The organism is Actinoplanes sp. NBRC 101535, assembly GCF_030269225.1.
GTDB lineage: Bacteria > Actinomycetota > Actinomycetes > Mycobacteriales > Micromonosporaceae > Actinoplanes > Actinoplanes rectilineatus.
In genome coordinates this window covers 54,626-74,212 of record NZ_BSSY01000010.1, presented here as the reverse complement: position 1 = coordinate 74,212, position 19,587 = coordinate 54,626, and the positions used below count along the sequence as shown (strand labels likewise).

Annotated in this window: 22 protein-coding genes and 1 tRNA gene; 14 read left to right on the top strand and 9 right to left on the bottom strand. The window is 68.8% G+C overall.

All coding sequences use genetic code 11. From position 1 onward, the window contains the following. The first annotated feature begins 9 nt into the window (after positions 1-9). Positions 10-1,122, top strand: coding sequence for a globin domain-containing protein (locus QSK32_RS26490; protein ID WP_045744631.1), 1,113 nt, complete (start codon positions 10-12; stop codon positions 1,120-1,122). Here the strand turns inward: QSK32_RS26490 and QSK32_RS26485 are convergent. Continuing rightward, the gene (locus QSK32_RS26485) at positions 1,116-2,645 is read right to left on the bottom strand and encodes a peptide deformylase (RefSeq protein WP_045744632.1); all 1,530 of its coding nucleotides are present in this window, start codon (positions 2,643-2,645) and stop codon (positions 1,116-1,118) included. The two genes, QSK32_RS26490 and QSK32_RS26485, sit on opposite strands and share 7 nt — an antisense overlap. A 362-nt stretch (positions 2,646-3,007) precedes the next feature. On the opposite strand from QSK32_RS26485, the gene QSK32_RS26480 reads away from it, so the two are divergent. The 4 genes from QSK32_RS26480 to QSK32_RS26465 all read left to right on the top strand — a co-directional run bounded on the left by QSK32_RS26480 (position 3,008) and on the right by QSK32_RS26465 (position 5,730). Further along, positions 3,008-3,739: an IucA/IucC family C-terminal-domain containing protein gene (locus tag QSK32_RS26480; protein WP_285473571.1), complete on the top strand. Its 732-nt coding sequence runs from the start codon at positions 3,008-3,010 to the stop codon at positions 3,737-3,739. 505 nt (positions 3,740-4,244) lie between these two features. Continuing rightward, the gene (locus QSK32_RS26475; protein ID WP_285473439.1) at positions 4,245-4,538 is read left to right on the top strand and encodes a BrnT family toxin; all 294 of its coding nucleotides are present in this window, start codon (positions 4,245-4,247) and stop codon (positions 4,536-4,538) included. Between the two features lie 2 nt (positions 4,539-4,540). Next, on the top strand, positions 4,541-5,131 hold the full coding sequence (locus tag QSK32_RS26470; RefSeq protein ID WP_285473438.1) for a hypothetical protein: 591 nt from the start codon (positions 4,541-4,543) through the stop codon (positions 5,129-5,131). Between the two features lie 269 nt (positions 5,132-5,400). Next, complete coding sequence (locus tag QSK32_RS26465) at positions 5,401-5,730, top strand: nucleoside triphosphate pyrophosphohydrolase family protein (protein WP_285473437.1); 330 nt, start codon at positions 5,401-5,403, stop codon at positions 5,728-5,730. A 13-nt stretch (positions 5,731-5,743) separates the two neighbouring features. On the opposite strand, the gene QSK32_RS26460 is transcribed toward QSK32_RS26465, so the two are convergent. After that, a tRNA-Ser gene (locus QSK32_RS26460) sits at positions 5,744-5,828 on the bottom strand. Between the two features lie 67 nt (positions 5,829-5,895). Between QSK32_RS26460 and QSK32_RS26455 the strand changes: the two genes are divergently transcribed. The 4 genes from QSK32_RS26455 to QSK32_RS26440 all read left to right on the top strand — a co-directional run bounded on the left by QSK32_RS26455 (position 5,896) and on the right by QSK32_RS26440 (position 9,862). Further along, positions 5,896-6,858: an NAD(P)H-quinone oxidoreductase gene (locus tag QSK32_RS26455; protein WP_045744698.1), complete on the top strand. Its 963-nt coding sequence runs from the start codon at positions 5,896-5,898 to the stop codon at positions 6,856-6,858. 157 nt (positions 6,859-7,015) lie between these two features. Continuing rightward, positions 7,016-7,618, top strand: a complete 603-nt coding sequence (locus QSK32_RS26450) for a DUF4352 domain-containing protein (RefSeq protein ID WP_045744699.1) — start codon at positions 7,016-7,018, stop codon at positions 7,616-7,618. 543 nt (positions 7,619-8,161) lie between these two features. Beyond that, positions 8,162-8,965 carry a C40 family peptidase gene (locus tag QSK32_RS26445; RefSeq protein WP_285473436.1) on the top strand — a complete coding sequence of 268 codons (804 nt, stop codon included), beginning with the start codon at positions 8,162-8,164 and terminating at the stop codon, positions 8,963-8,965. 366 nt (positions 8,966-9,331) lie between these two features. Beyond that, on the top strand, positions 9,332-9,862 hold the full coding sequence (locus tag QSK32_RS26440; RefSeq protein ID WP_045744634.1) for a YbhB/YbcL family Raf kinase inhibitor-like protein: 531 nt from the start codon (positions 9,332-9,334) through the stop codon (positions 9,860-9,862). A gap of 95 nt (positions 9,863-9,957) precedes the next feature. Here QSK32_RS26440 and QSK32_RS26435 read toward each other — a convergent pair whose 3' ends face one another. Beyond that, entirely contained in the window at positions 9,958-10,671 is a 714-nt protein-coding gene (locus QSK32_RS26435) for a class I SAM-dependent methyltransferase (protein ID WP_045744635.1), read from the bottom strand. Positions 10,672-10,948: 277 nt separating this feature from the next. Between QSK32_RS26435 and QSK32_RS26430 the strand changes: the two genes are divergently transcribed. Continuing rightward, a complete protein-coding gene (locus QSK32_RS26430) occupies positions 10,949-12,937 on the top strand; it encodes a DUF6311 domain-containing protein (protein WP_083449269.1) in 1,989 nt (662 codons plus the stop codon). Positions 12,938-12,946: 9 nt separating this feature from the next. On the opposite strand, the gene QSK32_RS26425 is transcribed toward QSK32_RS26430, so the two are convergent. Continuing rightward, positions 12,947-13,081 carry an ATP-binding protein gene (locus tag QSK32_RS26425; RefSeq protein WP_285473435.1) on the bottom strand — a complete coding sequence of 45 codons (135 nt, stop codon included), beginning with the start codon at positions 13,079-13,081 and terminating at the stop codon, positions 12,947-12,949. A gap of 251 nt (positions 13,082-13,332) precedes the next feature. Continuing rightward, entirely contained in the window at positions 13,333-13,824 is a 492-nt protein-coding gene (soxR, locus tag QSK32_RS26420; RefSeq protein WP_045744704.1) for a redox-sensitive transcriptional activator SoxR, read from the bottom strand. On the opposite strand from soxR, the gene QSK32_RS26415 reads away from it, so the two are divergent. Further along, positions 13,823-14,497, top strand: coding sequence for a thiamine pyrophosphate-binding protein (locus tag QSK32_RS26415; protein WP_045744637.1), 675 nt, complete (start codon positions 13,823-13,825; stop codon positions 14,495-14,497). The two genes, soxR and QSK32_RS26415, sit on opposite strands and share 2 nt — an antisense overlap. Positions 14,498-14,499: 2 nt before the next feature. Further along, the gene (locus tag QSK32_RS26410) at positions 14,500-15,366 is read left to right on the top strand and encodes a transketolase family protein (RefSeq protein ID WP_285473434.1); all 867 of its coding nucleotides are present in this window, start codon (positions 14,500-14,502) and stop codon (positions 15,364-15,366) included. Here the strand turns inward: QSK32_RS26410 and QSK32_RS26405 are convergent, their stop codons facing one another. Further along, entirely contained in the window at positions 15,367-15,834 is a 468-nt protein-coding gene (locus QSK32_RS26405) for a hypothetical protein (RefSeq protein WP_245674097.1), read from the bottom strand. Between the two features lie 117 nt (positions 15,835-15,951). Between QSK32_RS26405 and QSK32_RS26400 the strand changes: the two genes are divergently transcribed. Next, the gene (locus tag QSK32_RS26400; protein ID WP_045744640.1) at positions 15,952-16,374 is read left to right on the top strand and encodes a PH domain-containing protein; all 423 of its coding nucleotides are present in this window, start codon (positions 15,952-15,954) and stop codon (positions 16,372-16,374) included. A 2-nt stretch (positions 16,375-16,376) separates the two neighbouring features. Here the strand turns inward: QSK32_RS26400 and QSK32_RS26395 are convergent, their stop codons facing one another. Beyond that, positions 16,377-17,291 (bottom strand): rhomboid family intramembrane serine protease, encoded by a 915-nt coding sequence (locus QSK32_RS26395; protein WP_045744641.1) that lies wholly within the window; start codon positions 17,289-17,291, stop codon positions 16,377-16,379. A gap of 23 nt (positions 17,292-17,314) precedes the next feature. Next, the gene (locus QSK32_RS26390) at positions 17,315-17,839 is read right to left on the bottom strand and encodes a peptidylprolyl isomerase (protein WP_045744642.1); all 525 of its coding nucleotides are present in this window, start codon (positions 17,837-17,839) and stop codon (positions 17,315-17,317) included. Positions 17,840-17,968: 129 nt separating this feature from the next. Between QSK32_RS26390 and QSK32_RS26385 the strand changes: the two genes are divergently transcribed. Beyond that, positions 17,969-18,556 (top strand): hypothetical protein, encoded by a 588-nt coding sequence (locus QSK32_RS26385; protein WP_285473433.1) that lies wholly within the window; start codon positions 17,969-17,971, stop codon positions 18,554-18,556. Positions 18,557-18,562: 6 nt separating this feature from the next. Here the strand turns inward: QSK32_RS26385 and QSK32_RS26380 are convergent, their stop codons facing one another. Beyond that, positions 18,563-19,579: a type VII secretion protein EccB gene (locus QSK32_RS26380; protein ID WP_052720799.1), complete on the bottom strand. Its 1,017-nt coding sequence runs from the start codon at positions 19,577-19,579 to the stop codon at positions 18,563-18,565. Positions 19,580-19,587: the final 8 nt, after the last annotated feature.

Genomic DNA, 19,587 nt, shown 5'->3' with positions numbered 1-19,587 from the left:
CCTGAATGCATGGGAGACCTCGCACGCTTGCTCAAGGAGAGCTGGAGCCTCGTCGAGGAGCATCAGGACAAGGTCGCCGGCTATTTCTACGCCCGCATCTTCCTGTCGCACCCGGATCTGCGTGATCTCTTCCCGGTGCACATGGACGTGCAGCGTGCCCGGCTGCTGGGCGCGATCGTCACCTCGGTGCAGACGCTCGGCGATCCGGACAGGTTCGACGACTACCTGCGTGCGCTCGGCCGGGACCACCGGAAGTTCCACGTGGAACCGGAGCACTACGAGGTTGTGGGCGGGGCATTGATCGAGGCGATGCGAGCGTTCGCCGGCGAGGAGTGGGGTGTCGAGTACGACCAGGCGTGGGCGGACGCGTACGCGGTGATCGCCTCGAAGATGCTGGCCGGGGCGGAGGCCGACACCAGTCCGCCGTACTGGTATGCCGAGGTGGTGGCGCACGAGCGCCGCTCCAGCGACATAGCCGTCTTCACCGTGCTGCCGATGCAGCCGCTGGACTTCCGGGCCGGGCAGTACCTGAGCCTCGAGTGCCCGCGTCACCAGCCGCGGCTGTGGCGCACCTACTCGCCGGCGAACGCCCCGCGGCGCGACAACACGCTGGAGTTCCACGTCCGCGCGGTCGGTGCCGGCTGGGTGTCCAGCGCGCTGGTCCGCAAGCTCGCGGTCGGCGACATGATCAAGCTGGCCGCGCCGATGGGTGCGATGACGCTGGACCGGCGGTCGACCAGGGATGCGGTGTTCGTGGCCGGTGGGACCGGCCTGGCGCCGATCAAGTCGCTGCTGGAGGAGCTGACCCGGTACAACCGGACCCGCTGGGTGCACGTCTTCTTCGGTGCCCGCAACCGCGACGACCTGTACGACCTGGCCGAACTGAACCGGCTGGCGGCCCGCTATCCGTGGCTGTCGGTGGTGACCGCGTGCAGCGACGACCCCACCTTCTCCGGCGAGCAGGGGAAGATCTCCGACGTGGTGTCCCGGTACGGGCCGTGGCAGGAGCACGACTTCTTCGTCTCCGGGTCGGGGGCGATGGTGAAGGCGACCCTGCGGAATCTCGCCGAGTTGCAGGTGCCGCCGATGCGCATCAAGTACGACAGCTTCACGGATCAGTAGTCCCAGGGGCGTCCGCTCTGCTGGTACTGAGCGACCGGCAGCAGTTTCGAGTCGGATTCCATCCGGTCGACGTAGAGCCGGCCCTCCAGGTGGTCGATCTCGTGGCTGATCAGCCGGGCCAGCGCTCGCTCGAACGTGGTGACCACCCGTGTCCCGTCGAACCGGGCGTGCTCCACGTGGATCTGCAGCGGCCGGGCCACCAGTCCGCGGTAGTCGAAGAATGACAGGCAGCCCTCATATTGCTCGTCGAGTTCCGGGGATTCGCCGACCACCCGCGGGTTGAGCAGGACGACCGGGTCGGTGTCGCGTTCCGGCGGGCGCACCACGGCGGCCGCCACCGGCACGCCGATCTGGATCGCGGCCAGGCCCACGCCCTTGCTGAACTCGTGCAGGTCCTCCAGCCGGCCCAGCGAGGTGAGCAGCCGGGTGACGGCCTCCTGGGCGGAACCGGTCTCCCGGGGCAGCTGGAAGTGCCGGGCCCGCTGCCGGAGCAGGTCGGAGCCGCGCTGGATGATGCCGATGCCCCGCATCTGGTGGGAGGCTCGCGGCAGGACCGGTTCGGCCGGCCCGAGTTCGTCGTAGACCGGGGCGCCCGCACCCCGGAATCGCCACTCCAGGCGGTACCGGGCGTTGAGCAGCGGCGCGTCGGTGGACCATTCGAATATGGCGCGGCCTCCCTCGGTGTGGCGTTCCAGGGGGGTACGCACCGGCACCTCGGCGGCCAGCGAGGCCTCCACACCCCAGACCTGCGCCTCGAACGTCTCGGGGAAGTTGAGGCGGACCGTCAGCGAGCGGGTCGGCAGGCGTACGGCCCGCTGGAACCACTGGCCCCATTTCTCCTCGCCGACGGTGTACGCGTACTCGATCATCGTCCGTTCGCCGGGGTAGAGCGGGAACTGCCCGCGCTCGTTGGCGAACAGCAGCCAGATCTCCTTGGCGGCGTCCCGGTCGAGTTTGACCCGCCACTGCATCGGCTCGGCGGCCTGTCCCTCGCCGGCCAGGGCCCGCACGTCCATCTCCTCGAACGTGAGCGGGTTGTCCCGGTGGTGGCGGTTGGAACCGGCCGGGTCGTGCGGGTACCGGTCCACGGAGATCTTCGCCAGGTAGCGGGTGACCGGTTCGACACCGGCGTTGTAGAGGGCCCGCCGCACCCGGCACCGGTACGCGCCGTCGGTGTAGATCAGCTCGGCGATCTCCTGCTCCACGACGAGCCCGGTGCCGGGTGGCAGCCACTGGACCGGCACGGGCGGGTCACGGTGCAGTGTGGACCCGCGGGCGTGACGGAGTTCGTCGTACTCCTGGAAGCGTTGCCAGATCATGCCGCCCGCGCCCAGGACCGCTTCGGCCCGGCGGGCGAAGTCCTCGGTGGGTTTGTGCCGGCGGCCTTCGACGTGGCTGACGTAGGAGGGATCGAAGCCCATGCGCGCGGCAAGTTGCTTCTTGGTCATCCCGCGCTCGACCCGCCATTGCGCCAGCGCCGTAACGAACTGATCTGCGGCCCGTTCAATGGGCGAGGTGGTCATCACGGATGTCCCCTTCGCGACGGCACATTCAGTGTCGCCGCGTCAGGTGTCCGCACGGAGTTAGTAGCGCGTTGCCGACAGATACCTTGACGAATCCGCCAACGCCGCAACGCTACGTCAAGTAATCATAGCCTTGGGTATTCGTCCGAAAGATCCCAGCGGGGACTGTGGTTAGGCTACCCTTAACCGAGTACGGTGGGTCGCCTTGAGGCCGTTCCGATCAGATCCCGGCTAGGAGTTGCGGTGACCCAGCGTTCCGTGTCGTCACTGGCAGGCGGCTGCCCGTGACGATCACCCTGGAACTCACCCGCTCCCTGCGATTCGGCGAGCCCCTGGCCCCGATCACCGCGACGCTGCAGGCCATGTTCGGCACCAGCACCGAGATCCCCGGCCTGGCCCCGGACCTGATCGTGCCGCACATGGCGGGCTGGACACCGACCGCCCGGCTAGCCGACATCCACCTCGCGACCCTCCTCGACGCGGCCGGCGCCCGCTGGAACGCGCAGCCGCACGCCGCCGCCGCGCTCGCCTGGAAGGCCTACACCTACTGGCTGACGTTACCCGCCGTGCTCGGCTGGGCCTCCGCGCGCCGAGTCCCGCTGCTCACCGCCAGTAATGCTGTCATGCATTTCGATGACCCCCGGCCTCTGATCACTCTGGGTATGCATCCGGACACTGAAATCGCCGTCCTCCCCAGTGATCCTCTGGCGGCGAGCGGCCACCCGAACGTCCGCGTCGTCCCCGACGAGGCCGCACTGCTGACCGAATTCCGCCGCTCCGTCTTCGACGAACACCTCGGCCCGCTGCTCGACGCCCTCCACACCACGGTCCGTCTCGGCAAGCGCCCCCTGCTGGGTTCCCTCGCCTCCGGCATCGCCTACGGCATCCTGCGCTCGGCCGACGCGGTCCCCGGCCTCCCCGGCTCGTCCGAGGAGAACATCGACGCGCTGACCGGCGCCCTCGGCATCCGCGACCTGATCGAGCTGCACCCGGGCCCGGCCGGCGCACTCGAACTGCGCCGCAAGACCTGCTGCCTGGCCTTCACCCTGCCCACCCCGAAGGTCTGCCCCGGCTGCTGCATCAAAACCGCATAACCCTTCCGGGGGTACGCGCTGAGCACTCGCAGCCGGCGAGAACGTCCACCGGCCCGGCACGGCGGCGACCAGCCCCTCTTCGCAAAGCAGATCGGCCCGGTCGACGTAGACAGCGTCGCCGTCGCAGCTTCGCGCACCGACAACCTGCGTCAGGTCCCCATCGACGACGCCACCGTGACGTTACGACTACCCGTGACGGTGGCGGATTCGAGCACAAACGGCGGTGTAGGTGAACATCTCGCCTTGCTGGACCCGGCTGCGAGCTGACGGGCAGGACAAGTGGGTCAGCGTTGACGGTCCGGCCGAGAGTGCACGCGAGCCCTGGGTCGGATTGTCCAGGCGCGCTGATCGCTTGGCGCCTTCATCTGTACTACATGTCTCGAGGCCACACGGATTCGTCACGGGGCGCTGAAGCCGCCCAGCGTTCGGGGGCGCCCGGTCGCGGTGGAGAAGGATGCACACTCTTTCGGGGGTGTCGGCTTGTCGGTGATAAGCCTCTCCGCATATGTATTACACCGTGGTACATTGGGCTGACGGAGAGATCTTCTGGACTGACGATTCGGTAGATCACATCGCGAAACACAACGTCACCCCCGATGAGGTCGAAGAAGTCCTCTATGGCCGCCCGCGGCTCCCCCTGCAGGGCCGTGAAGGCACTCGTCTCGTGTTCGGGCAGACCTACGCCGGCCGCTATCTGCTCGTCGTGACCGCGAAGTCCGGCAGGGATCAGCGATACATCGTGACCGCACGCGACATGAACGATCGGGAGAGGCAGCAGTTCCAGCGGAAGGGGCGATAAACGTGGACAACGTCGACGAACTGCGGCAGTACTACGACGAGACTGACCTGTCTGCGGACCTGAAGGCCGCCATCGACGACGGCACGGTGCAGTGGGATGACAGTGCTGACAAGGACCCCCTGGTCGGAACGTCACTCCGTCTTCAACGATCCTTGTTGCAGAGGATCAGGTCGATGGCGGGGCAGCAGCAGATGCCGACGACGATGTTCATGCGGTCGCTCTTGGTGAAGGCGCTGGCTGGAGCCGGGTCGCGAGCCGGTGACCCGGAACAGCTCGCGACAGAGGTGGCCGCCCTCAGGGGGCAGGTGGACGAGCTTCGCGATCTGGTGCTGCTCCTCCGGGAAGATCTCCGGGAAGCCCGCGATGCAGGCCTCTCGCCTGCACCCGCAACCCACGGAGGACAGACGGCGGCAAGTGACGTCGGCCTCGTTTTCGGTCAGGTTGACAGCGGAAAGATCAAAAAGTCTGTTGCTCGCAGTGCTCTTCGGAAAGTCGCTACCAAGAGGTCCGAGACCAGCCTTCTGCCGCTGAAACCATCCGGGCATGCACGCGGGGCCGGAGCCGAAGAATCTGGTCACCTGAAGAAGCGCTGAGGACTTCTGTCACGAGACCGGCATCGACCCATCCAGCGCTGACGCTCTGCCATCGGCGGGGGTCTCGACCGGCAGGTGTGCCGGACGTACGGAATCCCGAGCGGTCGGCGTCCTGTCGGCCGGCTCCTCGCAGGCGGCGAGCGCAGCCGTCGCGACGATCACGGCCACAAACGCGGTCGCCTCGCCAGGTGCGGTCACCGAGTGTCGGTCATGCGTCCTCGTTCGGCTGCTGCTGGGGTGAGCTGTCGGGACGACAGTAGGGTCCCGGAATGCGCATGAACGACTACCAGCAGGCCGCTCTCCGCACCGCCGCCCCTCGCGACAAGCACAACGAGGTGTTCCATCTGCTGCTCGGCCTGGTGGGCGAGACCGGTGAGATCGCCGAGAAGGCCAAGAAGATCGTGCGGGACCGGGACAGCGACTTCACCCGCTGGGACACCAGCGATCTGACGAAGGAGTTGGGCGACGCCCTCTGGTACCTGGCGGTGCTGGCCGACCACTTCGACCTGAGTCTGGACGACATCGCCGCCCAGAACATCGCCAAGCTGGCCGACCGTCAGAGCCGGGGTGTCCTGGGCGGCAGCGGCGACGACCGCTGACGGAACCACGGAGCGGAGGACGTGGGATTCGAACCCACGAAGAGTTTCCCCTTACCGGTTTTCAAGACCGGCGCCATCGGCCACTAGGCGAGTCCTCCCGTGATGCCGCTCCAGTCTGCCACCCGCCCGGGTTTCTTGTCGTACCGGTGGGGCAGAGTCGGATTCATGCACGCGATCGTGATCGACAACAAGCAGTTGGTGAGCGCCGAGGTGCCCGTTCCGGAGGCGGCGGACGGCGAGGTCGTCGTCGAGGTGACCGCCGCCGCCGTCAACCGGGCCGACGTCCTGCAGCGCCAGGGTTTCTATCCGCCGCCGCCCGGCGCCTCCCCCTATCCGGGGCTGGAGGTCTCCGGGGTGATCAGCGCGATCGGTCCCGGTGTCGAGGGCCGGCATGTCGGTGAGCGGGTCTGTGCCCTGCTCGCTGGTGGTGGCTACGCCGAGCAGGTCGCCGTCCCGGCCGGGCAGCTGCTGCCGGTTCCGGCCGGCCTGTCGCTGGTGGAGGCCGCGTCGTTGCCCGAGGTGGCCTGCACGGTCTGGTCCAACGTGGTGGACCGGGATCGTCTGCGGCCGGGTGAGACGCTGCTGGTGCACGGCGGCGGCAGCGGCATCGGCACGTTCGCGGTGCAGCTCGGCAAGGCGCTCGGCGCGCGGGTGATCGCCACCGCGAGCGCGGCGAAACACCAGCGTCTGGTCGCTCTGGGCGCCGATCTCGCGGTCGACTACAAGACCGATGATTTCGTACGGGCTGCCCGCACCCTGACCGGCGGAAAAGGTGTCGACGTGATCCTCGACATCGTCGGTGCGAAATACCTGGCCCGCAACATCGAGGCGCTGGCGCCGGACGGCCGGATCTCGGTGATCGGCATGCAGGGCGGCGCCCGCGCCGAGCTCGACTTCCAGCAGTTGATGGCGAAACGCGGCCGGATCTCGTCGACGTCGTTGCGGGCTCGTCCGGTCGCCGACAAGGCTCGGATCGTGGCGGGTGTGCAGGATCGGGTGTGGCCGCTGGTCGCCGCCGGCCTGGTGAAGCCGATCATCCACGAGACGTTTCCGCTGGCCGATGCGGCGCGGGCGCATCACCTGATGGAGTCCGGCGAGCACTTCGGAAAGATCATCCTTCTGCCCTGATCACTCTTTCCGGGGAACTTCAGCAGAGGTATATGCCGGATATTGTCAGATATGCGGCGAGTCGCGACGTCCTTTTGGCGCGCCGCACCCAGCATGGGCAACGGACAACGTGTCCGGTTTGACCGACACGTCCCGTATCCGATTGCTGGGGGACTCCGTGACGTACGCACCACATGGCTCCGCGACCAACCGGGTCGCCGCGCTGTTCGACTACGACGTCATCGACGCGCAGACGACGCGCGTGAAGACCCGGAACTGGATCGGCGGCGGAATCGCCGCCGTGTTCACGCTCGTCGCATTCGGCACCTGGGCGGTGGTGACCGCCGATCACCGCACACCCGCACAATTGCGGGCACTTCCCGGCGCCGCGCTCGCCGGCACCTTCGAATTGGCGGTGACCGACCTGAGGTGTGGCGTGGACTCGGTCGGCCCGAGCGGCATGGAACAACGGCCCTTCGGACAATTCTGTCTGCTCGGCGTGACGGTGAAGAACGCCGGCACCGAGCCGGAACTGTTCGACAGCGGCGCGCAGCGTGTCTATGACGCCAACGGAGTAGCTTACGCGGTCGCCGACCAGGCCGCGGTCTTTCTCAACGATCACGAGACCACGCTGCTCGACGAGATCCGCCCGGGTGACACCGTCGCCGGCGTGTTGCCGTTCGACGTCCCGTACGGTGCGCGCCTGTCCGAGGTGTCGGTGCACGGCTCGATGTCGACGCCGGGTGTCCGGCTGTTGCTCCCTCCCGAGGAGGAGCAGTAGCCGAAAAACGAACCCGCTCCAGCACCGCACACCGTTTATCGGCCCGTGATCGGCAAAAAATTACGTGAATCCGGCCACGTTGGATTCGATGGTGTGTTGGCATGGTCCACGGAATAAGCACGGTTGTCCGGGTTCCCATTGCCCTCATAGAACGAGGACAAACGAACGGTGGGACGCTTTCCGCCGTTCATCAGATGGGATTCGCGTGAGTGCCCCGGGCCTAAATCGGAGGCAACACTGCACGGTTCGTCCACACGCCGTGCGTTGACCGCCGGCGCTATCGCGCTGGCCGTCATCGCACCGGCCCTAGACTCCGCCGAGCACGCCACAGAGGCCGTGACAACGCCTCCCCAGGCCCTGCCGGCAACGCCGGAGAACCCGGAGATCCCGCTGCGAGCGGCCATCCGGGAGCGGCAGCAACGCATCGTTCACGCTTCACGATCGCTGCGGACCGTGCCTCTGGTCGATCCACCACTGCAGAGTCCCTTGCGGAGCGATCTCCGGGACGTCGCGCTCCGGGCACCCGGCGAAAGAGCACTGTGGGTGCGGGCTCTGGGCGAGCGAGCCCCGGGAGAGAACCTGTTGGACGCCGGCGTGCAGAGCCGTCTGCTCGCCAGGCGGGCCGGTCCGCGGGCGCTCCGCTCGTTTCCGCTGGTACGGCCTGGTGCGACGGCACTTCCGGGCGGCCGTCCCGCAACGGCACCGCCCCGCAGCCAGGTCAAGCCCCGGAGCACGCTGAAACCGCGCAGCGTGGTGAACCGGGCGATCCGGGCCGTGGAACGCGCCGCGCGAACCAATGCTCGCCGGGTGGACCGTGGACTCCGTCTCGCTCGTCCCCAGCGGCTGGCCCGGACCGCGGCGCACCGGGCCCTGGCCCAGCAGCGGCGGATCCTCGCACAGCGGGCCCTGGCCGAGCAGCGGCGGATCGCACTGGCGAACCGCGTCAAGCACCGGCGGATCGCGTTGGCGAACCGGGCCACGATGCGCCGGTCCGCCGTGCTCCGCAGGACGAGCGTGCGGAACATGCGGGCGGTCGTGGCGTTCGCGCGGGCCCAGGTCGGCAAGCGCTACGTCCGTGGTGGTGAGGGCCCGAACGGTTTCGACTGTTCCGGGTTCACCAAGCGCGCGTACGCCCGGGCCGGTCTTCGCCTGCCGCATTCGTCCGGGGCGCAGGCCCGCCGGGCGCGGCCGGTGTCGCGGGCCAAGGCCCGTCCCGGCGATCTGGTGGTCGGTCGTGGTCATGTCGGCATCTACATGGGCCGCGGCATGATGATCGACGCGGGGAACTCCCGGACCGGCGTGGTCTACCGCAAGCTCTACCGCGGTCTGCGGGTCGCACGTCTGTGACGACCGGCGCCTGTTTCGTGGGGGCGGGCACTGAGTAGTGGCCCGGCCATTCTGACGAAGCAGGCGCCACGGGCCGGACAGCAGTCAGCACCCGCCGTTCGCTGACGGGTGCCGACTTGCTGACCGCCGTCTCCGACGACCGATCGCGACCAGGCGCGGGGATCTCTGCCACACGCACCCGGTCGGATGTCTGACAAAAGCATGACCCGGCTTCCCTCGAGGTATGCGCACCACCTGTGCGTTTACTCGTTCGGGTGACGGAGTCCGGTTATCCGGACGAAAAGCGCTGGTCACGTCAGACGGTTAGTCTCGGCCCATCGTGGGTAGTCCTGCTCAGTTCCTCACCACGTCGCCGGAGGCCTGAACATGAGTCTTGACCGAGCCCTGGCTCCCGACCCGTACGATCTTCTGCCTCCGGTCCCGTCGTTCACGGTGACCAGCGCGGACGTGACGGACGGACAGCCGCTCGACGTGCTCTTCGTGCACACCAGCGTGGGTGGCAAGAACCTGTCGCCGCAGCTCGCCTGGTCCGGGTTCCCCGAGGAGACCCGTGGGTTCGTGGTCACCTGCTTCGACCCCGACGCGCCGACCGGCAGCGGCTTCTGGCACTGGGTGCTGGTGAACCTGCCGGCTTCGGTCACCGCGTTGGAGCGCGGCGCGGACCCGTACCCGGATGGTGCGTTCTGTGTCCGTAACGATTACGGCGAGCGGAACTACGGCGGTTCGGCGCCGCCGCCCGGCGACCACCCGCACCGGTACGTGTTCGCGGTGCACGCGATCGACGTCGACCGCCTCGACGTGACCCCGGACGCGACTCCGGCGTACGTCGGCTTCAACCTGGCCTTCCACACCCTGGCCCGGGCCACCGTCCGGCCCACTTTCCAGGTGCGCGCCTGACCCGGAGAAGAGATCCGCTCCTGAGGACAGCGAAGGCCGCCGGCTGAGCCAGCGGCCTTTCTGGAGAACTACGAATCTGAAAAGTCACGCACGCCTCAGCGCGGCACGCGTCCCACGCAGAAGACCGACTGACCGAACGGCGGCTTCATCAGACTCTCGGCGGCCTTGGTCACCGGCAGCACCGTGCTGTCGTAGAACTTGACCATCGGCCCCTCCTTGGGGGCGAGCTTGAAGATGCTCGTGGCGCCGTAGTAACCGATCAGACCCAGCGCGTTCGCGTAGTGGATCTTCTCGATCTCGAGGCCGGCCTCGGTGAAGGCCGAGGAGAGCGTCTTCTTGGTGTAACGCCGGATGTGACCGGTCGCGATGTCGACCTGACTCATCGCGAACATGAAGGCCGGCACGATGATGATCACGCGGCCACCCGGGCGGACCAGGTCCTTCATGCTGCTCAGGGCGCCGACGTGGTCCTCGATGTGCTCGAGAACGTTGTACGACACCGCAGCGCTGTACTCCCCGTTGGCCTCCGGCGCCGGAAGCAGCATCTGCTTCACGTCGATGTTCGGACGCTCCGCCATGCGCTCCTTGAGGAGCACCAGGCGGTCCGGGTCGGCCTCGGTCGCGGTGAACCGTGGCAGGTGCTCCGACCACTCCAGCGCATAGTCACCGAGACCACTACCGATCTCGATGGGGTTGTCGCCGAGATAGGGGAGAGCAAGCTCGACGAACCACCGACGGTGGTTCACAGCCGTGGCGAGGCCTTCGAGCACTTCGGACTGGATCCGCTGGTCTCCAGTGATGTCTGCCATAGGTGAGGTTCCCTCATCTTGCCGATCTGAGTTGCAGCGGGACCGGTGAAGTTAACCATCTGACGCGCCTATCCGAAAGTTGAGCGCGGGTCGACACCGATTTTTTGGCCTGATTGAGACATAGGCGGTGCGGGCACTCGTACGGGTTACGCACCTCAAGTCCACCAGGTGGACGCGAGTCTCGGACACGCGGAAAACACGCGTACATATCGTCTCTATCACGCCTGCGGCGCTCACCGCTGTTCTCTTGGAAACCTCGGTTAGGCTCGCCGATGCTATGACGATTACGGGTTATGACTCGACAGGCCAGTCGACCGGCGAGAACGTTCTCCCGCCTCGTCAGGTGACCACCACCGACGATCTGGATGCGGAGCTGCGCGCACTGGAGAGCGAGGTCGCCGCCGAACCGGCGACGATCCTCTCCACCGAGACGGACAAGGCCGATGAGCAGGAGATACAGCCTGCTCGTCGCCGCCTTCCATGGCGCGTGCTCACGTGGCGCGACGTCCTGGCCATCGCCTCTTTCGCCGCCGTGGCCCTCTTCGTCACCGCACCCTTGTGGCTCAATCTTGATCATGAACTGCGTGATGATCCGCAGGATCAGGCTTTCTTCGAGTGGATGCTGGCACACGGTGCCCGCGTGCTCACGGATGGCGTCTATCCGTTCTTCTCGGATCGCTTGAATTACCCCGACGGGGTGAACATGATGGCCAACACCTCGGTGTTGGCCGTTTCGTTGCCACTGACGCCCATCACTCTTCTGTTCGGCCCGCATGTGGCCTTCAACGTATTTCTCACCGGCGCATTGGCATTAACCGGCGCTTCGTGGTATCTGGTGCTGTCCCGGCGCTTCGTGGCTTCCCGGGCCGCCGCCTGGGTCGGCGCACTCGTCGCCACCTTCGCCCCGAGCATGGTGTCGCACGCCGGCGGGCACCCGAACATCGTCTCCCAGTTCCTCGTCCCGCTGATCATCTGGCGCACGATCGAACTGCGTACCCCGCGCCGTTCCGTCCGTAACGGGCTCCTCCTGGCCGGTCTGCTGATCTGGCAGGCGTTCATCAACCTCGAGATCCTGTTCATGACCGCGGTCGGTCTCGGCTTCTTCTGCGCGGCCATGTGGCTGGTGCGGCGCAGGGCGAACCCGGGCGAGCTCCGCCCGTTCCTCGCCGCCCTCGGCGTGACCGCGGTGACCACGCTCGCCGTGCTGGCGTACCCGCTGTCGGTGCAGTTCTTCGGCCCGCAGTCGTACCAGGGTCTCGCCGAGTTCGTCCGGGGCTTCGGCGCCGACCTGGGGTCGTTCGTGTCGTACTCGAGCCGCTCGGTGGCCGGCAACGACGCGGTCGCGGCCACCCTGTCGCAGAACCCCGCCGAACAGAACGCGTTCTTCGGGTGGGGGCTGGTCATCCTCTTCTTCGGGCTGCTCCTGTGGATGCGGCGTACCCCCGCGGTCCTTGCCCTGGGTGGGATCGCGCTGCTGTTCGCCGCCATGTCGCTCGGGCCGCGCATCATCCTCGACGGCGTCGACACCGGCATCCCGGGCCTCTGGTCGATCCTGCACAGCATCCCGGTCCTCGACTCGGCCGTGCCGACCCGGTGGGCGATGGCGATCGCCCCGATCGTCGGCATCGTGCTCGCCCTCGGCTGCCAGCGCGCCGCCGAGATGGTCCGCAGCCAGCCGCACACCCGCGGACCGGTCCGGGTCGCGATGGCCACCGCGGTGGTGATGGCGCTGGTCCCGCTCGCCCCGACCCAGCTCGAGACCGTGCAGATGGACCCGGTGCCCGAGTTCGTCACCTCCGGCGCCTGGCGCGAGTACGTCGACGACGACCACGCCGTGGTGGCCCTGCCGCTGCCGGACAGCAGCTACCCGGACCCGCTGCGCTGGAGTGCCGAGACCGGTCACGACATGCGCATCGCCGGTGCGTACGCGCTGCTGCCGAACGAGAACCCGCAGAACCCGGCGGACCGCACCGCGGTCTTCTCGCCGCCGTGGCGGCCCACCAGCGGCCTGATCACGTCGATCCGGATGGGCAACCCGATCCCGGAGATCACCGACGCCCGCCGGGAGATGACCCTGGCCGACCTGCGGTACTGGAACGCCGCGGTGGTGGTGCTCACCCCGCAGACCCGCGACATCGAGATGCTCCGCACGATGTCCGAGCTGCTCGGTTTCCGGCCCACCTGGACCGGTGGTGTCTGGCTCTGGGACGTCCGTGACCTGGTCGACGACCCGGAGGCCCGGCCGGCCGCCGAGGGCGACCGCTGACCACCTGACCTACCGGCGGCTGCGCTCGTCCTCCAGGTAACCCAGGACGGCGACCACCCGCCGGTCGGTCTGCATCCGGACATCGACCGACGCCCGTCCCGCCCCGCTGTGCCTGGCGACGTTCGTCAGCGCCTCAGCGACCACGAAGTAGACGGCGGCGCCAACCGCACCACCGAGGGCGACTCCTGCGCCGCCGTGGGCGGCGACACCCGCATCACCTGCGAACGCTGAACGACGGACGGCCCGGGCCGCCTTGAGGTTTCAACCCGTCACGAGACCGCGGGGTCGTTCACACCGGGCCGTCGCCGCTGGCGCGGTGGCAGATCGCCGGCACGCCCGGGGCCTGCCCTCCTCAATGGAATGGTAGCCACCGGCTGTAGATCACGTGCGCACATTCAGTCCGGGAGGGGGTTGAGTATCGCCTGGGGGCCGGCGCCCTGGACCGAGAGACGGTCGCTCGGGTTGACCAGTTTGCACCGCTGCAGCGACAGGCAGCCGCAGCCGATGCAGCCGCTCAACTGGTCGCGCAGCCGTTCCATCATCGCGATGCGCTCGTCGAGGCGGTGCCGCCAGAAGGCCGACAGCCGGGACCAGTCCGCCCTGGTCGGGGTGCGGTTGTCGGGGAGTGAGGCGAGTGCCTCGCGGATCTCGTCGAGGGAGACGCCGACCTGCTGCGCGATCTTGATGAAGGCGACACGGCGGAGTTCGGCGCGTTCGTAGCGGCGCTGGTTGCCGCCGGTGCGGGTGGCGTGGATGAGGCCCTCGCGCTCATAGAAGCGCAGGGCGGACTGGGCGACGCCGCTGCGGGCGGACAGTTCGCCGATGGTCAGGGACTCCACGCATCCTCCTTGAGCTGAAGTCAACTTCAAGTTGCAGCCTATGTCCATGACGGTAACCAGCACATCCGTCCACCGGCTACCGGCGCTGTTGAGCCGGATCACCGGGGACGAGAAGCACGCGCCGAGCGCCCACTCCACCCTGGACGTGCTCTGGACGCTCTACGACCGGGTGCTGAACATCAGCCCGGAAACCGTGGACGACCCGGCCCGCGACCGGTTCCTGCTCTCCAAGGGTCACGGCCCGGCCGCCTACTACGCGGTGCTCGCCGCGAAGGGCTTCATCCCCGAGGAGTGGCTGGACGGCGTCGCCGGATGGGACAGCCCGCTCGGCCACCACCCGGACGCCACGCTGATCCCGGGTGTGGAGATCGGCAGCGGTTCGCTCGGGCACGGTCTCGGACTGGCCGCCGGCGTCGCGCTCGGGCTCCGGGCGCAGGGCCTGCCCGGCCGCACATTCGTGCTGCTCGGCGACGCCGAACTGGACGAGGGCTCGAATCACGAGGCCATCGCGTACGCGGCCGCCGCCCGCCTGCCGATCACCGCGATCGTCGTCGACAACCAGTCCGCGACGCACGGCTGGCCCGGCGGGATCGCGATCCGGTTCCCCGGATGGGGTGTCTCGCTGGTGAACGGGCGCGACCACGACGAGATCGAACACGCCCTGCGCATCGACGACCGCCCGCACCTGGTGGTCGCCCGGACCGAACCGAAGTGGAGCTGACCGTGCGGGATGTCTTCGTGGCGACGACGACGGCGCTGCTCGAGGAGGATCCGCGTACCGCGCTGGTGCTGGCGGACATCTCGGCGGACGCGTTCGCACCCGCCCTCCGTCGTCATCCGGACCGGGTGCTGAACGTGGGGATCCGGGAGCAGCTGATGGCCGGAGTGGGTGGCGGGCTCGCGCTGACCGGGATGCGGCCGATCCTGCACTCGTACGCGCCGTTCCTGGTGGACCGCTCGTACGAGCAGCTCAAGCTCGACCTCGGGCATCAGGACGTCGGCGCCGTGCTGGTCAGCATCGGCGCCTCGTACGACGCGTCGACGGGCGGCCGCACCCACCAGTCACCGGGCGACGTGGCCCTGTTCGACACGCTCGGCGGCTGGACCGTGCACGTGCCGGGTCACCGCGACGAGGTGCCGGCGTTGTTGCGTGCGGCGGCCGGGCACGACGGCCGGGTCTACATCCGGTTGTCGACGCGGGAGAACCGGGAACCCCACCCGACGATGCGGCCGATCGGATCCGGACGGGGTCCGCTGGTGCTGGCGGTCGGGCCGATGCTCGACCCGGTCCTTGCGGCGACCCGGGACCTGGACGTCACCGTCGTCTACACGAACACGCCACGGCCACTGGACGCCGAGGGCCTGCGGGCGCTGGCCGGGGACGCCGTGATCGTGGTCGAGCCGTATCTCGCCAGCACGTCGGCGGCCCTGGTGGCCGAGGCGATGAGCGGTCGCTCGTACCGGTCGTTGCACCTCGGCGTCGGCCGGGGCGAACTGCGCCGTTACGGCGACCCGGCGGACCACGAGCGGGCCCACGGCCTCGATCCGGCCGGGCTCCGCGAGTCGATCACCCGGTTCCTGAAGGTCTAGCTAGGCCAGGACCGGCACGGAGGAGGACACCGTCCGGGACTTCCGTGCCGGCGCCGGCTCACCCCGTTTACCGAGGAAGATCCCGCGCAGCGATTCCTCGGTCTCCGCCACCGCCACCTCGTCGCCGAGTCGCAGCCGGAAGCGTTCCCGGATCCCGTCCATGACGGTGACCGCGAGTTCGAAGCCCGGCCGGTCCACGTCCGCCCGCCAGGTGACGTTGCTGAGGTGGCGCAGGTTCGTGTTGAGGTGCAGGCGCTGCCGGCGCAGGGGCCAGGTCCGTTGCACGACGACCAGCCGGCGGCGGGTGAGCAGCAGGTGGTGACTGCCGGCCATCGGCTGGCCGGGCCGGGTGCAGCGGGTCACCAGGATCACCGGGTCGTCCGGCTCCACACACCGGGAGAAGATCGACAGGTGCCGGTGGGCGGCCGGATCGGACTCGGCGGCACGGTGGAACGTACTCAAGAACACGTCCATGTGATGTTTAACGGAAAATGAACGCCACGGAGGCGGGTGAGCCCGCTGAATATCGAATTACAGCAGCGCACCGATGGTGGTGCTGGTCATTCCCGATGCCATAGTGAACGCATGCACTGGCGCGTGAGACCCGTCCTGCCGATCACCAAACTGCTGGGCGCGACGGCCGTCGTGGTGCTGGCGACCGCCTTCGCCGGCGGCGACCGGGTCCGCTGGGTGATCGCCGCGGTGATCGCGGCCGGACTGGGTCTCTGGGCGTTGCGCGACGTCCTGGTTCCGGTCCGCCTGACGGCGGACGCGGACGGCGTCACGGTGGTCACCGGATTCGCCCGGCGCCGGCATCTGCCCTGGTCAGAGGTTGAGCGGGTACGCGTGGACACCAGTGTCCGCCGCGGCCTGCGCAGCGAACTGCTCGAGATCGACACCGGCGAGGAGATCTTCGTGTTCGGTCCGCACGACCTCGGTGCGGTCCCGGAGGACGTCGCCACCGCGCTGGGCGACCTGCGCGCCACCGCCCGCGGTCTGCGGCCCTGAGGTCAGCCCAGGATGTTCTGGGTGCGCCAGACGGCCGCCACGACCAGCACCAGCAGCACCACGGCCAGACCGGCGGCCTGTTTGACGCCACGGTTCTGCTGAGGGGCGTACGCGAGGGCGAAGCTCGCGGCGGCACCGGCCGCCAGACCGCCCAGGTGACCGGCGATCGAGATGTTCGGGATCGTGAACGTGATGATCAGGTTGATGATCAGCAGTGGCATCAGTGAGCTGGTGTCGCGCAGCAGCCGCCGGTTGACCACGATCATCGCGATCACCAGGCCGAAGGTGGCCGTCGACGCGCCCGCCGAGGGCTGGTTCGGCGCCTGGAAGACGTAGGCCGCGACGTTGCCGCCGAGCCCGGCCAGCAGGTAGAGCGCGGCGAACCGCAGCGGTCCGAGCTGGGCCTCGAGATAACGGCCGAGCTGGACGACGAGCATCATGTTGAGCAGCAGATGCAGCACGCCGTAGTGCAGGAACATGCCGGTGATCAGGCGCCACCACTCGCCCTGGGCGATGCCGTGCACCTCGCCGTCGGCGTAGAGGGCCAGGCCCAGCACCTCGCCGAGGTCGGTGAGCGGGGTCCCGGAGCCCATCAGGCCACCGAACCCGCCACCGCCACCGCCGGCGATCGCGCCCGGGCCGCCCAGGACGACCGAGGCGACCATCACCAGTACGTTGACCGCGACGATGCCCTTGGTGACGTAGCCGAGCTGGCCGGCGCTGCTCCCCCCGAAGGCGGTGCGCGCCGGCCGCTGGCCACGATTTCCCTCTTTGACGCAGTCGGGGCACTGGTGACCGACCGCTGCGTCGTTCATGCAACTGGTGCAGATCGGACGATCACACCGGCTGCATCGGAGCATCGTCTCCACCGACGGATGGCGGTAGCACACCGGGACCGTCGACGGAGCCTCACTCATGGCACCAAAGGTACCCCGAGGTGTCAGGCGCGCTCGATCGTGACCCGCTCGATGACGACGTCCTCGCGGGGACGGTCGCCGGGACCGGTCGGGGTGTTGGCGATCGAGTCCACCACCTTGGCGGACTGGTCGTCGGCGACCTGGCCGAAGATCGTGTGCCGCCGGTTCAGGTGCGGGGTCGGGCCGACCGTGATGAAGAACTGCGAGCCGTTGGTGCCGGGCCCGGCGTTCGCCATCGCCAGCAGGTACGGCCGGTCGAAGGAGAGCTCCGGGTGGAACTCGTCGGCGAACTGGAAGCCCGGGCCACCGCGACCGGTGCCGGTCGGGTCGCCCGCCTGGACCATGAAGCCCGGGATGACCCGGTGCGAGATGGTGCCGTCGTAGTACGGCCCGCTGCCCGGCTGACCGGTGCGCGGGTCGGTGTACGCCTTGGTGCCCTCGGCCAGCTCGGTGAAGTTCCGGACGGTCGCCGGGGCGTGGTCCGGGAAGAGCTGCAACCGAATGGCGCCGTGATTGGTGTGAAGGGTGGCGTAAAGCTGCTCGGCCACGGGTACTCCCGTCTGCGTGGGGAACTGTTCTCGTGCAATTCGGATCCTCCCCCATGTCGTGGATCCGGCCGCGCGGGGGTACCCGAGAAGGCAACATGACGTGGGAGAAGACCACAGGAGGTGGGACTGGTGTTCGCAACGATTCGCCGCCGCAGCCGGAGCGCTCGGATGCGCAACGAGATCGGCCAGAGCGTGGATCACTTCAAGCGCGCTGCCACGATCGCGGCCAAGGAGACCAGCTCGACCGTCGGCCCGAAGATCAACGCCGCGCGTGACCGGGTCCAGCCGGCCGCCGGCAAGGCCCGTGACGCCGCCTCGAACAGCTGGGACAGCGCCCTCGCGGCTCTGACCCCGCTGGTCGCCGCCGCCACGGACAACGTCCGCGAGGCCGGCAAGACCAGCAAGAAGGCCGTCAAGCGGCAGGCCAAGGTCGAGCGTAAGAACGCCCAGAAGCTGCAGAAGCGGGCGTCCAAGGCGATGGGCCGCAGCTCCAAGAGCGGCCGCGGCAGCCGGCTGGCCGGGTTCGCCCTGCTCGGCACCGCGGTCGGTGTCGGCGCGGCGTACTACGCCAAGAAGCGCCGGGAGGCCCAGTGGGACGAGTACGACCCGGCGCCCCGCAGCGGCGCTGACGACGCGGCGTTCGAGCCGATCGAGCCGAGCGTCTACACCACGTCCAACGGGACCGTGACCGACAAGAGCGAGCAGAACCCCCGGTAACGACCGCTACGGACGGCCGGCCCGGACGGGGTCCAGGGCTGGTCCGGACGGCAGGTAGGCGACGAGCAGCGCCGGCACAGGCCGGGGCTGCTCGTCGGGGTATCCGAGGCGGTTCAGCAGTTCCGGGCCGGCCAGCGGGAAACGCAGTCCGGCGTCGGTGACCAGACTCACCTTCCGATCCGGGGTGGACGCGGCGGCCACGAGCGCCCCCGCACCCCGCGCTATGTGGATCCGGTCCACCGGGGCGGCCCCGCCGGGTGCCTCGCCACCCGGGAACGTGCTGTTCACGCGTACCCCGGCAGCGGTCGTGGAAGCGGAGAGCGTGACGCACGCGCTCGCCGGATCCGGCAGCAGGCCGGGAAGGACCGTCGGCGGGGCGGGCGCCTCCGGAATCGCCCGCAGCCACGCCGCCGCCACCGGCCAGGACGCTTGCGAGGCATCGGTCAGCGCCGCCGGCAGCAACACCCGATGACCGGAAAAGATCAGATGGGTACGCCCCCGAGCATCGTGCACCAGCAGGCCGCCGGACAGCGCCGTGCCGCCCGCCGGGGACGCGCCCACCAGCAGGGTGCCGCGGGGCCGGCCGTCCACCACGGCGGTGCAGACCGACCAGTCGCCGTCGAGCAGATCCGCCGCGGCGGGCAGTGAATCCGGTGCGCCCGGAATGCCCAGTGGAGCACCCAGTGGCACTTCGGCCAGCCGTCGCGCCGACATCGTCGCGATCGCCGGCCGATCCTCTCCCACCAGCAGCAGACCCGACGTGTAGTTGAGGATCGGGTGCAGGCGGCCGTCCTCGCGACGAAAGACGTAACGCGCGCCGGACTCCCGTTCCTGCAGGATCACCCCGGGATCGGTCGGTGCGGTCAGCGTGTGCCCGGTGACCAGCCCGTAGACGGCGAACAGGCCGGTCAGCAGCACCGCGACCAGCAGACCGGTCAGCGCCCGGGCCCCGGCCGACCGCAGCGCCGGACGGGGTGGATCCGGATCGTGGCCGACCAGGGCCGCCACCGCGCGTGCCTGCACGGCACCAC